The 15,800-nt window shown below is 59.8% G+C and carries 9 protein-coding genes; 3 read left to right on the top strand and 6 right to left on the bottom strand.

The annotated features are described in order from the left end of the window. Nucleotides 1–228 precede the first annotated feature (228 nt). The 3 genes from AAAX73_RS04005 (at nt 229) to AAAX73_RS03995 (ending at nt 3,248) form a co-directional block, all read left to right on the top strand. Nucleotides 229–2,145, top strand: coding sequence for a fructose-1,6-bisphosphatase (locus tag AAAX73_RS04005; RefSeq protein WP_349125086.1), 1,917 nt, complete (start codon nt 229–231; stop codon nt 2,143–2,145). Nucleotides 2,146–2,223: 78 nt separating this feature from the next. After that, nucleotides 2,224–2,619: a GtrA family protein gene (locus AAAX73_RS04000; protein ID WP_195535654.1), complete on the top strand. Its 396-nt coding sequence runs from the start codon at nt 2,224–2,226 to the stop codon at nt 2,617–2,619. 221 nt (nt 2,620–2,840) lie between these two features. After that, nucleotides 2,841–3,248: a GtrA family protein gene (locus AAAX73_RS03995; RefSeq protein WP_225093747.1), complete on the top strand. Its 408-nt coding sequence runs from the start codon at nt 2,841–2,843 to the stop codon at nt 3,246–3,248. A gap of 413 nt (nt 3,249–3,661) precedes the next feature. Here AAAX73_RS03995 and AAAX73_RS03990 read toward each other — a convergent pair whose 3' ends face one another. The 6 genes from AAAX73_RS03990 to AAAX73_RS03965 all read right to left on the bottom strand — a co-directional run bounded on the left by AAAX73_RS03990 (nt 3,662) and on the right by AAAX73_RS03965 (nt 15,800). Then, on the bottom strand, nt 3,662–4,564 hold the full coding sequence (locus AAAX73_RS03990) for a DUF4430 domain-containing protein (protein ID WP_349125085.1): 903 nt from the start codon (nt 4,562–4,564) through the stop codon (nt 3,662–3,664). Then, nucleotides 4,554–10,607 (bottom strand): DUF4430 domain-containing protein, encoded by a 6,054-nt coding sequence (locus AAAX73_RS03985; protein WP_349125084.1) that lies wholly within the window; start codon nt 10,605–10,607, stop codon nt 4,554–4,556. Before AAAX73_RS03985 ends, AAAX73_RS03990 begins: the two co-directional genes overlap by 11 nt. Nucleotides 10,608–10,983: 376 nt before the next feature. After that, nucleotides 10,984–12,747 (bottom strand): lipopolysaccharide core heptose(II) kinase RfaY, encoded by a 1,764-nt coding sequence (locus AAAX73_RS03980; RefSeq protein ID WP_349125083.1) that lies wholly within the window; start codon nt 12,745–12,747, stop codon nt 10,984–10,986. A gap of 8 nt (nt 12,748–12,755) precedes the next feature. Further along, nucleotides 12,756–13,172, bottom strand: coding sequence for a hypothetical protein (locus AAAX73_RS03975; RefSeq protein ID WP_035137332.1), 417 nt, complete (start codon nt 13,170–13,172; stop codon nt 12,756–12,758). Nucleotides 13,173–13,320: 148 nt separating this feature from the next. Continuing rightward, nucleotides 13,321–14,844: a C69 family dipeptidase gene (locus tag AAAX73_RS03970; protein ID WP_349125082.1), complete on the bottom strand. Its 1,524-nt coding sequence runs from the start codon at nt 14,842–14,844 to the stop codon at nt 13,321–13,323. Nucleotides 14,845–14,945: 101 nt separating this feature from the next. Beyond that, nucleotides 14,946–15,800 (bottom strand): bifunctional 5,10-methylenetetrahydrofolate dehydrogenase/5,10-methenyltetrahydrofolate cyclohydrolase, encoded by an 855-nt coding sequence (locus AAAX73_RS03965; RefSeq protein WP_349125081.1) that lies wholly within the window; start codon nt 15,798–15,800, stop codon nt 14,946–14,948.

Below are 15,800 nucleotides of genomic sequence, written 5' to 3'. Positions count from 1 at the left end.
TAGTGAACATCTTTACCGTCATCATCTCTATCGATCCCGGAGGTATGCGCCTGCAAAAAACGACCCTACGTCTCCATTCAACCGCCATATCTACCTCAACTAAATCGATTTACCAAACCGTTCGACCAACAATTCGACCTCCCATCCCCAATCGAAACAAAAGCGGCGCATACTGATAAACGTTTGACGCTGTTTATCAGTTTTACTAACCACATCGGAAGGTGCTTCATGGTCGCATTCGATCGCAATCCGCAAGACTTCAAGTATCTGCGCCTGCTGTCGAGACAGTTCCCCACCGAGCAATCCGCGTTTACCGAGATCATCAATCTCTCGGCCATTCTCAACCTGCCCAAGGGCACCGAGCATTTTATGAGCGACGTGCATGGCGAGTACGAAGCCTTTATGCACATCCTCAACAACTGCTCGGGCGTCGTGCGCGAACATGTCGACGAAATTTTTGGCGACACGCTCTCCTTTGACGAAAAGGGCGAGCTGTGCACGCTCATCTACTATCCGCGCGAGAAGATCGATCTTGTCCGCAGCCGGCACGAGGACTCACCCACCTGGTACAAGACGATGCTTGACCAGCTCATCATGGTCGCCCGCTCGCTTTCGAGCCGCTATACGCGCTCCAAGGTGCGTAAGGCCATCCCACGCGATTACGCCTACATCATCGACGAGCTGCTGCACACGCATCCGGACGAGAACAACTACCGCGTGCGCTATCACGAGCGCATTATCGAATCCATCTTGGAGACCGCCAGCGCCGACGACTTTATCGAGTCGCTTGCCTCGCTCATCAAGCGCCTCGCCGTCGACCACCTGCACTTGGTGGGCGACATTTTCGACCGCGGCGGCGGCGCGGCCAAGATTATGGACCGCCTGCTCACCTATCATTCGCTCGACATTCAGTGGGGCAACCACGATCTGCTGTGGATGGGCGCCGCTGCCGGCGAGCCCGCCTGCATCGCCACGGTGCTGCGCAACAACCTGCGCTACGACAACTACGAGATTCTCGAGAACGACTACGGCATCTCGCTGCGCGAGCTTGTCGCCTTCGCCGACGCCACCTATACCGCCGGCGAGCCGATAAGCCCGCTGATCAAAGCCATTAATGTCCTGCTCTTTAAGCTCGAGGGCCAGATTATCCAGCGCCACCCCGAGTTCGACATGGCCGACCGCCTGCTGCTCGACAAGATCGATCACGACGCCGGCACAGTCACACTTGCCGACGGCAGCGTGTGGCCGCTCACGACCAACGACTTCCCCACCGTCGATCCGGCGGACCCCTACACGCTCACGCCCGAGGAGCAGCACATCATCGACAAACTCGTGTCCGAGTTTGTCACCGCTGATCACCTGCATCGCCACATCGATTTCCTCTATACCCACGGCTCCATGTATAAGGTCGCCAACGGCAACCTGCTGTTCCACGGCTGCGTGCCGCTCAACGAAGACGGCACCTTTAGCAGCATGAATTGCCTGGGCACCTGGCACGCCGGGCGCGATTATTTTGATTTTTGCGACTATATCGCCCGCCGCGCCTGGCGCGTCGGCGACCGCGATGCCCTCGACTGGATGTGGTACCTGTGGATCGGCTTTAACTCACCCGCCAGCGGACGCGTGGTGCGCACGTTCGAGCGCGCCTACATCGCCGACAAGAGCACGTGGGTCGAGCCGATGGACCCGTACTATACGCTCACCACGTCCTCGTCCGTTTGCGACGATATCATGCGCGAGTTTGGCGTCGCACCCATGGCCTGCTCGCCGACGGGCCACATCATCAACGGCCACACCCCGGTCAAAACCACCAAGGGCGAGCAGCCCATCCGCGCCAACGGTAAGCTGCTGGTCATCGATGGCGGTTTCTGTCGCGCCTACCATCCCAAAACAGGCATCGCCGGCTACACGCTCATCTCGAGCTCGCGCGGATGCCGCCTCAAGTCGCACCAGGCCTTTACAACGGTTGCCGAAGCGCTCACCCGCAACATCGACATCGAAAGCGAGACCAACCGCTTTGACGAGGCCGACCGGCGCCGCATGGTGAGCGACACCGATACCGGCGTCAAGATTCGCAGCCAGATCCAGGACCTGCGCCAACTCCTCGATGCATATAGAAACGGTGCTATCGAGGAGCGCGTCTAGCCCCGCCTGCGGGGATTGGCTAAACTTGCTGAGTTTGTCATCCCCGCGGCGCCCCTGCGCCACCCTAAGGCAGGTACCATGCAAAAGCTCCTTGCGCAGATCATGAAGTTTGGCGTCGTCGGCGTCATTGCCACCGTCATCGACTTTGGCATCATGAATCTGCTCCACTACGGCCTGGGTCTCAATATCCTGATCGCCAACACCAGCGGCTTTATCGTCTCGCTCATCTTTAACTACGTCGCGAGCATGAAGTACGTGTTTGCACACAAGGAGGGCATGAGCCGCCGCCGCGAGTTCATCATCTTTGTCGTGTTGTCCGTTATTGGCTTGGCACTCAACGACGGTATCGTGCTGGCGCTCAACGCCGGCCTGGGGCTCGAGGCCAATATCGCCAAGATTTGCGCCACCGCGCTTGTTATGGTCTACAACTTTGTGACCCGAAAGATCTTCCTGGAGGGCGACGAGACCAAGTAGCTCGACTTTCCCGCACAGCTACGGGGACCTGCGGATGACGCACGTCGAGCACTGCGTTGTTCGTGGGCCCTGCTCGTTTGCGGGAAGATTTGCAACGTTTGCGGATTACCTCTTGAATATTTGGCGAGTTCGTATAGTTCTTGCCAAAGACCTTACGTTTCCCATGCAAAAGCTCTAAAGTATCTCGTTGCTCGATTCATCAACGCATTGGATGTGATTACGTGCGCAAGGCACTGGCACAACCTCATACCAAGCAGTTCCTCAAGTTCGCTGTCGTGGGTCTTATCTCCTTTGGCATCGACTGGGGCATGCTCATTGCGCTCGTCGAGCTGTTCCACCTCGACTTTTTGATGAGCACCACGATCTCGTTTACCACGTCCGTCGTGGTCAACTACTGGCTCAGCATGAAGTACGTGTTCGACCATCGCGAGGGCATGAGCCGCAAGCGCGAGTTCACGATCTTCACCATCCTGTCGGTGATCGGTTTGGGCCTCAACGACCTGTACATGTTTGTGGGCGTCACGTTTTTGAGCATCGGCTACCAGGCCATGAAGGCAATCGCAACGTTCCTGGTCACCTGGTACAACTACTTTAGCCGTCGCTTCTTCCTCGAGGGCGCGCAGTCATAGTCGATTCGACATTTGCTTGAATATATAACCGGTTGGAATTCACGTTCCAGCCGGTTTTTTTGTTTGACGAGGCTGTCGAGGAAGACGTACGGGACGGGCCACGGTGCCGAAATGGGACGCGCCTTCCCCATGGGCGCCGTTCCGGAAAGCGCGTCCCAGATTGAGGCCTCAAAGCGGGACACAGTTTCCGCAACGCCACTCAAGCGGAAAGTGCATCCCGGAATCCGACCTCGGAACGGGACGCGGTTTCCCAATGGCCATCGAAGCGGAAACTGCATCCCGGAATCCGCCTCCAGAGTGGGACGCGCTTTCCGGTTGAGCCTCGATTGGGAAACTCCGTCCCATTCGCATCAAAAAACGGGCGGCCTGGATGTTTGTCCGAGCTGCCCGTTCCGTGCGTTATGTTGAGATCCCTAGCCTGTTACGTAATACCAGACGACGTTGTCGCCGTTGGAGAGAACGTAGTTGCTGCAGGCCGTCATGGGCGTCGAGCCGTTGACAGAGTACATCCAACCGCTCGTGCCGCCATACTGCTTCTCGGCCAAACCGCCGATCGCGGCGACATACGTGCCGTACGATGAGCCGTGTGCGTTGACGGAAAGCCCGAGCGCGCATAGGGCGTCGTAGACGGTGGCACCTTCGTTAAAGGTATAGGTGCCGCCGGCGGACACAGGATTGCCCACGGCGCTCGATGTGACCGCAACCGTCACCGTGACGTAACTGGGCTCCTGCGTGCCGCCCTGGCCGCCCGAGGAGGCGGTTCCGCCGTTAGAAGCAGAGGCGCCGCCAGACGATTGGCCGCCGCCCGAAGAGGTACCACCAGACGTGTTAGAAGTATCGGCAGTTTCGGTATTCTGAGCAGCCGATACATCGCCAGACTTCTTGCCACGCTGGTCTTCAGACTTTTTGCCATCCGAGTTTTTATCCGAGCTCTTGTTCGAAGACTCGGAATCGCCCTTGGCGTCACCCGAGTCCTTGGACTTATCTTTCGCATCGCCCGAAGCCTTGGAGTTCTTAGAGTCAGCTTTGCCAGAAGCAGCAGCCGAGCCAGCTCCCCTGGCGTCGTTGGCAACGACGCTCTCCCCCGTCACGGCCTGAACGATCCAGTCGATGGACCAGGCACCGCTTGTGGAGGGATGGACAAACCCCAGCGAGACGACAATCAGGGCAACGCAAGCAGCCGTAAAAACGCCGACAAGTGCCTTGCGCCGCGGGGCGGACGCCGCCGAAGCGGCGCCCTTTTGCTTTGCATCGTCGAGCTGGATAAACGAGGAGTCGGGCTGCTGCCCGTTGGTCTCCTTGGGCTTATCGGGCATTACCGTCACCCTTGCCGCGCTTGGTCAGCATGAAGACGGCGATGAGCGCGAGGCCGATCACGCCGGCCGCGATGCCGACAATAGCGAGCGGGTTGAGGCCAGACTCCTGCGCGGAAGCCTCAGTGGACTTCTTGGCAGTGGTCGTGGAAGCGGATGCCTTGTCGGACTTGGAGTCGGACTTCTTGTCGGACTTGCCGTCCTTCTTGTCAGACTTCTTCTCGTCCTTCTTGTCGGACTTGTCGGAGTCCTTCTTGTCGGACTTGTTGTCCTTGGTCCCGCTCTTGGTCGACACCGTCGTCTTGGTCACCGGCTTCTGACCCGGGGCGACAGCGCCACCCTTCGAGCCGGAGCCAGTGCCCGCGCCGGTACCAGCACCAGTGCCGGAGCCGCTGCCACCGTTAGAGCCAGAACCGCCATTGCCGTCAGGGTTAACGGCGTTCTTGGTCCACTTGGCATACAGCGTCATATCGGCCGTCACCGGCGTGCTGAAGTCATACGCCTCCGTGCAAGCCTCATCGGTGTACCAGCCACCGAAGGTGTAGCCCTCACGCGTCGGATCGGCAGGCTTAACCAGCTTGCCGTCGGCCGTAGTCTGGAAATCGACCTTGGAACCCTCGCCAGTCTCGAACGAGACCTTAACGCCACCATTCAGCTTGAACAACGTGCCGGAATCGTTGATGTAGTAGAGGTTGCCCTTGGCGTCGCAGGCAATCGGCGAGTCGCAGTAGTTGTTGTGTCCCGTTGCGCTAAACGCACCGGTCGCCTGCGCGTCACCCAGCTTGTAGCGATAGACACCGCCGCCCGAGGTGTAGTTCACATAGTCGGAAGTCGCACCGTAGTTAACCGTGAAGTAGACATACGTGCCATCTGCCTGGGCGCTCACGAGCGGTGCACCCTTGATGCCGCCGATGGGAAGCGCGGAGCCATCAGCAGACGAAACCAACGTCGTAGCAAAGTCATTATCAAGGTCGACAATCGCCAGCGCAGAGCCACCGGAAACCTCGCCGCCGACAATCAGCTTGTTGCCATACAGCGTAGGCATGCAGGCGCATCCCGTAAGACCCAGGTCGACGACGCGCTCTTCGGAAATGCGCGAAGCGGCATCCGCATCACGCGAACTACCGTCAGAAATCGCCAAAACGTGCAGCTTGCCATCGCGCGAAATCAGATAAGCATGGCTACCGTCGGCGGAGAGCACACAGGAGGAGTTAACGATAGCCCCAACGGAAACGCTTCCAAGCACAGCGCCCGAAGACTTGCTGAGCATCTCAACGGTACCGGCGCTGGTGGGAACCAGAATAAAGCCGTCACCCACGGTAGCGCCCGTCCAGTAATAACCCTCATCGGCGTTGACGTGCTGCCAGGAAACGGCACCGGTCAGGATATTGATGCGCGTCAGATGGCCGTTGTTATACACGCCCTTACCATAGTCGACATCAACGGTGCCGACATAGAGATAGTTGCCATCGACCGTCAGCTGAGAATTCGACTGAGCAGTTTTGCTCACAGGGTCGGTAACCCAAACCGTCGTGAGCGTATCGGCCGTCAGAGCCTGGACCGCACCGCCATCGAGCGGGACGATGACCAAGCCGTTCGTATAAATCGGACGCGTCGTGTAGCCAATCGCAGTCTTAAGATTCGACTCGGCCAGCACCTTGCCCGACTCGGCATCGATCTTAAGCAGGCGCTTGTTGACGGCGAGATACACATTGCCGTTTACGACAATCGGCTCGCTCGCGTTGGGGTACGTGGCGCCCGAATAGGCCTTCCAATCAAACGTCCAAGAGCTTGCCAGCGCGCCCGTAGGCGTGGACACGTTCTCGACCACCGCATTGGAATTGCCGCTCCAGTCGGCTTTCCAATCGGTCGGGCGCGAAGCGCTCGGATCAACTACGACTTCATCGGGATTAGGAACGGTATCGCCAGCAGCATAAGCCCAGACGATCTTGTCACCCGACTTGAGCACATAGTCGCTATCGAACTGAGACCCAGGAACGCCGTTGACAAAGAACGACCAAGCACCCGACAGCTCGGTGCCATCAAGCGGAGAGACAAGAGTGTGAACGCCCCAATAACCAAATTGGTCGTACATCTTGGACTTGACGCCAACGGCATCGAAGTAGGCAGCAGAGGCATCCTTGATCGTCGTGCCCTCGACAAACACCTGCATCGAAGGATCAGTCCAGCGCTGAGCCTTATCGTCCTTCTTGCCGATGATCTCCATCGAAACGGAGACCTGACCAGGCATGGTGCCGTCGGAGCCATAGACCCAAGCAATCTCGTCGCTTGCCTTAAGCGTATAGGCGCCCGCACCAACATCAACAGGCTTGCCATTGACAAAGAACTGCCAATATTTCCAGGTGTTTTCGTCAACCTTCTCGCTCGAGAGGGTCACGTTCTTTTCGAACGGCGAGGTCAGCGACTCGAGATACCAGCCAAACGAGCTCTCCCCCGTTTTGGCGCCAATGCCAGACTTTTTAAAGATCTGCTCGGAAAGGTCAGCAGCGGTTGTTCCCTCGTCCACGAGAGCTGTCGTAGGCTGTGCCCACGTCTGCCGGGCGCCCGAAGCATCCTGGCCGATAACGGTGCAGCTTACCGAAAGCTGATCGGCAGGAGCGGGGTCGTTGTACTTCGAGTAGTACCAGACGACGGAGTCGCCGGCCTTGAGCGTGTAGCCGCCGGCGCCGACCATGGAGGACTTGCCGTTGATGAACAGCTGCCAGTACGCTTCGGTCGTCGGGTCGTAGGCGAGCGTGCGGCCGGAGTCGAAGGGCGACGTGATCGAATTGAGCGCCCAGCCCCAGGAGCCGTTGGGGTCGTAGTCCGCCTTGAGGCCGGTCTGCTTGAAGAGCCGCTCGGAGAGGTCGGCCGCGGTCGAGCCCTTCTTCAGCGTAATGCTCTGAGCGGCGGCCCAGGTCTGCTGAGCACCCTTGGCGTCGGTGCCGACGACCGAACACGTCGCGGAAACCTGCGTGGAAACCGTGCCCGTGGGATCCTCGTACACGAGCTCGAGCGTGTCGCCATCGCTCGGGTAGTAGCCCGTGGCATAAGAGTTGGCAGCCTTGCCATTAATATCAAAACGCCAGTACTTATAGCCGGACGCCGTGTTTTCCATCGCGAGCGTCTGGGACTTATCGGGGTTCGTAACCGAATAGGGAACGCCGCCGTCCGTGCTATAGCTATAGCCGGCGTCGTCAAGCACCTTGGCAAAGATGTCCCAGGCAGACATTTTTTGGGTACTCGACCACTCAAACGAGGCCGTCGGCACCCAGTCCACAAGGTCATAGGACTGACCGACATCGTGCTTGCTTACGCCTACAACCCTGACGTTAACGGAAAGAGACTTTTCGTCGGAAGAATTAACGAGCCAAGCGGTGCTCTTGACATCGTTGTTGCCGGCGTTTGCCACGACATAGGCGTATTTGCCCTCAGCCGAGGCGGGAAGCGTGATCGCGCCGGTCGTTTCGTCGGCGCCAAACAGCTCGTGGGCATTTGTGCCCTCAGCGTCATCGGCGAGATACCAGCGGTAATCGACGAGGGAGCCCTCGGGGAGTGCCGTCTCGTAATCGCCCCAATCGCCCGTTGCCATGTAATTGGCAGTAGGGGTAAGCGTTCCGCCGACCTGTGCAAGGTTGCCGCTCGAAGCGACATTAACCGATGTCAGGGTATACGCCTTGGCATCTTCGCCCTTGACGATGGCATAACGCGTGGAGGCATAGTCGGTGTTGTAGCCACCGTCGACGATGCACTTGAGGTACTTGCCGACGTACTTTTGCGAAATTACGAACGACGGCCTGTGCGCGTTCTCATCCGTCAGCGTCGTGAACGGACCCTGGGCGCTATCGGCAATCTGCCACGTATACGTCAGTTGATCAGATGTAAGCTCGGCACCCTTTGTTCCTGCAGACGTCTTCTCGAATGCAGTAACACCGATCTTTTCGCCACTCTTGTAGACAAACTTGGCGTCATCGCTCTGATCGCCGACGATCTTTTTGAGATACGCCAGGAACAGCTCGTGCGAGCCTGCGGCCTTAACGGCCACAGCAGTAGTCGCCTCTACGGTGTTATCGCCCGCAGTGGCCGACACGCTCACCCAGCGCTTGGCGTAGTCATCGGGAATCGTAAAGCTGCTGTCGGTTTTGCCCTCGACCACATGCCAGTCGGTCTTCGCATCAAACGCAGAGGAAGACGGGTCGACAGAGGACCAACGCCACGTGTAGGTAACGCCCTCGGTAACCGGCTCAGACGAGTAATCGACCGCCTTGTAGGCGCACGCCTCAATCGTAGAGCCAGTGTCCTTGGCGCCCTTGCTCGCATTGGTAAATGCAACTGAATCGAGCGTCGTCGCGCCCTTGGGCAGAATGCGGCCCGCCTTGGTCTCACAGCTATCGGAGCCGGGGATACCCTTCTTGGCCTTAGCGACCACCTTGAGGTAGCGGTTCGCGCACTCCTTGGTAACCGTGAAGGTATCACCAGTTGCAACCTGCTCGAACGTGCCGTCAGCAGAATCGGCCACCCACCAAGAAAAATCGACCTTGTCGGAGCCATAGAGGTCAGTCGGCGTGTCGTAGTTAAGGTAGTAGGCGGCAGCCTTAATCGTGTCACCGACGTTAGCGTTGGGGACGTTCTCATAATCGTCGCCAAATTCGGCGCCGTTATAGGCGAGAACGATGTGGCCCAACGCGATCTGGTCACTCGCGGCAACAGGACCCGGCGTATTGTAGCCAACAGACGCGGGCGTCCCGAAAGAGCTGCTCGGACCGTACAGCTCCTGGCCATCGCCGACAACCTTAACGCGAACGTACTTGCCCGCAAGCTGCGAGGCGAGTTCGTCCGTAATCGTTAGCGACTGGCCGGTCTGACCGGGAATCACCTGATAGGCGGAATCCTCGGCATCGCGCGTATCGGACGCAAGCCACTGATAGGTCCAGCCACCCTGCGCCGCAATACGCTTATTGGGGACCGCTTCGCCGTCGTAGGCATTCGCCCAAAGTGTAGTGCCAGGGTTCAGTATCTCGGCCTTGACGGACGAATACGAGCTCGAATCGTCTGCCGAAGACTGGATGAGGACATAAGACTTTGCATCCAGGGCCGTCTTGGTAGGAACGGGTGCCTTGATGGTGTTCGTCGCCGTCAGCTTTTGGTTGTTGGCGCCCTTGGTCGGGCCGTAGATGACGTTACCGCTTGCATCGGTAATGCGTACGCGCAGGCACTTGCCGTTAAGCTGAGTACGCAGGGCATCGTCCAAAACGATCGATGCGCCCGTCTGGCCCTCGACAGGAACAAATGCGGAATTGTCCGCATCGCTCTTGTTGCTGATGTCGGCAGCAAGCCACTGATAGGTGCAGCCCGAAGCGCTGGCGCGCTTGCTGGACGAAGTCCAAACATTCGCATAGAGCGTAGTATTGCTCTGGATAAAAGCGGTGAAGTTAGAGCCAGCCCAACGAGAAGGCGACTGGCTTTTTCCGACGCTGACACCATTATTCGAGGAAAACGTATCAGCGGCACGAGACGCGGCCTTGGCAACACTGGGCTCGCTGGCCACCGCAGTCGCGTCGCCGGTCTCGGCGGTGGTGTCAGACGCCTCGCTCGCCGGGGTGGCCGAAGCAGGGTCTGACGCAGCGGGGTCGTCCGATGCATCATCGCTCACGTTGTCAGGCGCGGCCGAACCCGTATCCCCAGTTTCGGAGGAGCCACCTGCAGCCGAATCGTTTGCGTCGGCAGCAGCCGCGGTAGTATCTGCAGCACCGTCCGTGGCCTGCGCGCCCTCGCTCGGCGTTGTGGCCTGAGCCACGGCCTCGGCAATGCCCTCGGCGCCATCGGCCCACAGCTGGGCCGGTGTGGTGCCAAAGGCCATCGCGAAGGCCAGGAATGCCACCAGGCCGCGCTTGGCTACGCCGCGCGCGATCGCCCCATGGCGACGCAACGAGGCGCGCTTGCGCTCGTCCTCAAACATATCCATTTGTCCCCCATTGTCTGTACTTGGAGCGTTGCCCTGAGGCTGCCCCACGTCATCGCGCATGCTGCGCTCGAGTTCCCCCATCGGGGTCCCCCTTCCCTCCAGAGCCCTATGCACACCGGCGGCATACGCCGCAGCCGCATGCAAGATGGGAGGCGATCCGACTTAACCTTAACGGCTCGGGTACGTCGTCCGATCTGCGACGCGAGCATCCCGAGCCAAGAGGAATTACGGTTACTGGTACAGCCGGGGACTTGCACCCCGATTCTCCCAAATGCGCAGGAAACCACGCATTCGTGCGTCTCCGCACCACCATCTAGGCCATTGATTATTACTGTCAGTATGGTATCACGCAAAAGGGCCCCGTACGCAGGCGAAGCCCAAGGTAAAAGCTATTGTTTGCGATAGGAAAGAGTTGGGTATGGAAGGGCGCCGTGGGACAAGACACCGTGCAGCTACGCTAGTGCTTGCCGCCGTGACTGTTGCGCCAGATATTGCGGCCCAGCATGAGCGCCAAAACCAGCGCGCTCACATAGCCAACAAAGCCGATGATCGGAATACCGAGCACAACAGGCTCGATGCGCGCATAGTAGACCACCGAGGAACCGATAAACAGACCGGCGATGACAATGGCCATTGACATGCGGTCGACGATGCCGCCTATCTGACGCAGCGCCTTGTCGCTACTCATGAGCTGCAAGTTCAGCTTGAGCTGACCGCGCGTGAGCATTCGCGACGCCAGGCCCAGATACTCAGCCGCTTCGAGCGAACCCTTTGCCGCTCGGTAGCTACTCGCCGCGAAATCGCGACTCATGTCGCGCATGCGTGCGTAGGTACTCTTCTCGTTTTTGATATGCGTCTGGATGATCTGGATCATGTTGACGTTGGGCATATACTCGGTCAGCAAACCCTCGAGCGTCACCATGCCACGCGCGAACATCGTCACCACGCTCGGCAGCTCAACGTCATTCTTACGCGCGAGGTTTAACAGCGAGGTCAAAAACTCGCCGATATCCAGATCCTTCAGGTCAAGGCCCGCAAAGTCAGCCACGATAAAGTCCAAGTCGGACAAAAAGGCCGAATGGTCGAGCTCGGCCGAGTCGCCGCGCGTCACGGCAAAGCGCATAAGCGAATCCTTGAGCTTGGGCACGTCGCCTTGGGCCACGGCGAAAATCATGTCCTTGACGATACCGCGGTCGTGACTCGACATGCGCCCAACCATGCCCAGGTCAATGAAGTAGACGATGCCGTCCTTGAGGATGATGTTTCCCGCATGCGGGTCGGCATGGAAAAAGCCGTCATCGAGCACCTGCGTCGAATAGTCCTCGACAATCGCCGAGCCGATCTTTTCCAGGTCATAGCCCTCGGCCTCAAGGCGTTTGGGATCGGCGATGGAGATGCCGTCGATGTAGTCCATGACCACCACGTGTTCGGTGCAAAGGTCCAGGTAGGATTTGGGACACGACACGCCATGGACGCTCTTATGGAACTCATAGAAATCGTTGAGGTTTTTGGCCTCGGCCAAAAAGTTGGTCTCCTCGCGAAACGAGGTCCACAGCTCCTCGACCACGCCGTGCAGGTCAACAAACTGATCGGTGTTGACAAACTTGGAAACGATGCGCACCACCGAACGGATGATGTCGATGTCCTGCGCCATGACCTGCTGCGCACCGGGGCGCTGCACCTTAACGGCCACGTCCTCGCCGGTCACCAGACGGGCGCGGTGCACCTGCGCGAGTGACGCGCTACCGAGTGGGTTGGGGTCGATGGCGTCGAACATCTGTCCCAAGCGCTGACCGTATTCCTCTTCCAGACAGCGGAGCACTACCTCATACGGCACCGGCTCTACGTCGGAGCGCAGGCGACGCAGCTCGTCGCAAAACCGTTGCGGCAAAATCTCGGAGCGGTTAGCCAGGATCTGCCCCATCTTGACGAACATGGGGCCAAGCTCTTCGAGCAGGCGGCGCAGGCGAACCGGCGTGAGGTTATCCCACACGCGGTACTTCTTGATCAGGCGAACGATCTGCCCAATGCGCTCACGACGACCCGCCGGCGTGAGCTGGTATTCCTCGTCCGGCGCCATCGCGTCGGGCTCCTCGGGGACCATATCGACAGCGCGCGGCTTCTTGCGAGCGCCCGAGACGGCGGCCTCAACCTCATCGGCAACCGCCGTCTCGTCACCCAAGGGATCTTGATTGTTGTAATCGGTGGTGGAATCTGCCATCTGCGCTGCTACTCGGCCTCTTCGGTGTCCTCTGCATCGTCGGGCTCAACGGACTCGACGGGCACCGAGGTCACGTTATCCTCGACCGAATCGACGATGTCGCGCACATGGGCCAAAAAGGCCGTGCGCTCGGGGGCGGTCATAACGCGGACGCGGGCCAGGATGAGCTCGTCGAGCACGCGCTGTGCCGCGGTCTCGCCCTGCATGCCCAGACGCTCGGTCAGGTCGGAGATGGTGCCACCGGCCTGCTCGAACATGTCGGACACGCTGCGGGCAATATCGGGGGTGCCGGCGTCCTTGCGCACCTGCTCACCCTTGGTATTGAGGTCGTCGAGGACCTTCTTGCCGCCCTCGACGGCAACGGCGGCGGCACCGAAGCCCACGTTGATGGCACCGTTAACAAGCTGATCGAATTTCATAACCATGGTTGGCTCCAATCATGAACAACTGCATTGGCCTTCTTGTACCCAAGATTGGGTGAACGACACAAAATCGTTTTATCGCCGGGATAGAAATCGAGCGGGGCAAAGCCTTCGACGGCGTTTGTCCCGCTCGTTCGCCGCAAGGCCGTCTTTACCTTACGTTGTCGTTCATCGCGAAGGAGTTCTTCATGGCACAGCTCGTGGTGTAGAGCACCTTGCCCAACAGAGCATCGGTTTCCACGCGCACAAGCTCGGCAAAGGCCTCGTTAGCACGGGCGAGCTCGGCAGGCACCTCGGCCTCGGGCAGCGCGGCTACGACAGCGTCAACGTCGTGAATCTGCTTGTGGCCCATGCCGCCGACCTTCTCCTGATAGTCCTCGACCGCGCGACCGCACTCGTGGAAGCGAACATCGGCCAAGGCACCGATCAGGCGATTTGCCCAATAGAAATTCTCGGACGTCACGCGAGCCTGCGTGTCGGCGTAGTACTCGGGCATGGTCTCGACATTGGCGTAGAGCGGCACGAGCGCGTTAAACGAGTTAGAGCCAAACGCCATCCACTGCACGGCGCGATACGCCGGCTGCGCATAGGGGCGCAGCTGCAGCACGGCAAGCTGGCTGTTGCGGTTGATGCCGATGGGACGATAGGCGCCGCGCGTGGTGGGCGTGCCCTTGCTGCCGTAGCAGTCGTACTCCGTACCCTGGTAGTGGCTCGAAAGCACGTACTTGATATCCTCGATGGTCACCTTGCGCTCGGGCACGCGGCTCCAGGGGATATCGTCGCTCTCGGGCGTGTAGTCGGCGTCGGGGCCGTCCCACACATCGCTGGGGTTGAGGCAGCGCTGCATGTACCAGGCGCGCGGCGTGTTGTAAACGTGGTCGCTGTCACTGTGCGAGCCAAAGGCCTCGCGCGGGTTAAAGACCGCGGCGGGACCGTCGCCCTTAACACCCAGCGTAAGGTCCAGATGCCACTCGGCCATCCAGGAGCGCAGGTCGGCGGAGCACATGTGGTCGGCCTGGGCGCCCTCGGCATCGTCCAGGTCAAAGCTATCGATACCCAGCTGGTTGGGCATGGTCACATAGGCGTCGTCGGGCACGCGCTTGGCGATCCAGTGGTGGCCGCCGATGGTCTCGAGCCACCAGATCTCGTCAACGTCACTAAAGGCGATGCCGTTGTTCTCGTAAGTGCCGTAGCGCTCGAGCAGGTCACCCAGGACACGCACGCCGTCGCGGGCAGACTTGGCGTACGGCAGCACCAGGGTCACCATGTCCTCCTCGCCCAGGCCACCGGGCTGCGCCGGCACATAGCCGTCCTCGCCCTCGTTGCCCTTGGCGGGCACATAGTCCACGAGCGGATCGGCGCCGCGGACGCGCTCGTTGGTGGTGAGCGTCTCGGTTGCGGACATGCCAACATTGAGCTCATTGAAGCCGGCCTCGGCCCAAATGCCATGACCCGGGACAACGTCGGGGACGCTTGTGTAACGCATGGGATTGTCGGGCAGTTCAACGGTCAGGTGGCTCAAAACGCTCGTGTAGACACGCGGCTGCTCGTCGGGGTGCACAACACGCATGCGCTTGGGCTCAAACACCCCGTTGGACGAGTCCTCGTTGCGGGCGACAAGCGTCGACCCGTCGTAGCTCGCGTTCTTACCAACCAAAATCGTTGTGCACGGCATGCGCATCCTCCTTGAGCGAAGAAATCAAACGGCAACAGTGTATCGCTTCGGCGCAAAAAGGGCGAAACAGCCGCCCCGGCAACCCCTGTGGGAAAAAATGCCTATTTCGATGCGCGCTCCGCCGCCTCGATCACGTGCTTGGCGAGAATCGCGGTGGTCACAGCCCCCACGCCGCCCGGCACCGGAGTAATTGCGCCAACGATCGGTTCCGCAGCATCAAAATCGACATCGCCGACCAGCTTGCCGGCGGCCTCGTCCCAATTAATGCCGACATCGATGATCGTCTGGCCCCCACGAACCGCATCCGCGCCAATCGTGCGCGCACGTCCAACGGCCGCAACCACGATATCAGCCGCACGACACTCGGCAGCCAAGTCGCGCGTATGCGTATGGCACGTCGTCACCGTGGCATTGCGAGCCGTAAGCATGGCGGCAACGGGACGGCCAATCACCAGCGACCGACCGACGACCGCGACCTTGGCCCCATCCAGCTCAACACCATAATGGTCCAGCAACGCCAACACGGCTTCTGCCGTGCAAGGAGCAAAGCCCTCGCCTCGCCCCGAAAGCGTGGTGAGCAGCGAGGCCGGCGTCATGGAGTCAACATCTTTGGCGGGATCGAGCGCCTCGGCAACCGCATCCTCGTCAAGCCCAGCGAGCAACGGGCGAAACATCAGGCAGCCATGAACAGCGGGGTCGGCATTGATGCCCTCGATAGCCGCCAGCAGCTCATCCTGCGAAACATCGGCGGGTAGCAAAACGCGGCGAGCCTCGATGCCAACCTTATCGCAGCGCTTGAGGGCGCCGCGCTCGTAGGACAGGTCGTCTTCGCGCTCGCCCACACGCACGATGGCCAGCGTCGGAACAACGCCGCGCTCACGCAAAGCCATGCAACGAGCGGCAAGCTCCTCGGTCAAAGCGCGGGCAACGGGAGCACCCTTCTGCAGCTCGGCCAT

Origin of the sequence: Collinsella sp. CLA-ER-H9 (assembly GCF_040092295.1) — a bacterium.
Classification (GTDB): domain Bacteria; phylum Actinomycetota; class Coriobacteriia; order Coriobacteriales; family Coriobacteriaceae; genus Collinsella.
Note: the sequence above shows the minus strand (reverse complement) of the source record. Positions and strands in the feature narration are given on the sequence as shown.

Excerpts from the sequence above, each read along its gene's own strand:
- AAAX73_RS04005 (WP_349125086.1), top strand. The coding sequence starts at position 229 with ATGGTCGCATTCGATCGCAATCCGCAAGACTTCAAGTATCTGCGCCTG.
- AAAX73_RS04000 (WP_195535654.1), top strand. The coding sequence starts at position 2,224 with ATGCAAAAGCTCCTTGCGCAGATCATGAAGTTTGGCGTCGTCGGCGTC.
- AAAX73_RS03990 (WP_349125085.1), bottom strand. The coding sequence starts at position 4,564 with ATGCCCGATAAGCCCAAGGAGACCAACGGGCAGCAGCCCGACTCCTCG.
- AAAX73_RS03985 (WP_349125084.1), bottom strand. The coding sequence starts at position 10,607 with ATGGGGGAACTCGAGCGCAGCATGCGCGATGACGTGGGGCAGCCTCAG.
- AAAX73_RS03980 (WP_349125083.1), bottom strand. The coding sequence starts at position 12,747 with ATGGCAGATTCCACCACCGATTACAACAATCAAGATCCCTTGGGTGAC.
- AAAX73_RS03975 (WP_035137332.1), bottom strand. The coding sequence starts at position 13,172 with ATGGTTATGAAATTCGATCAGCTTGTTAACGGTGCCATCAACGTGGGC.
- AAAX73_RS03970 (WP_349125082.1), bottom strand. The coding sequence starts at position 14,844 with ATGCCGTGCACAACGATTTTGGTTGGTAAGAACGCGAGCTACGACGGG.
- AAAX73_RS03965 (WP_349125081.1), bottom strand. The coding sequence starts at position 15,800 with ATGGCCGAGCTGCAGAAGGGTGCTCCCGTTGCCCGCGCTTTGACCGAG.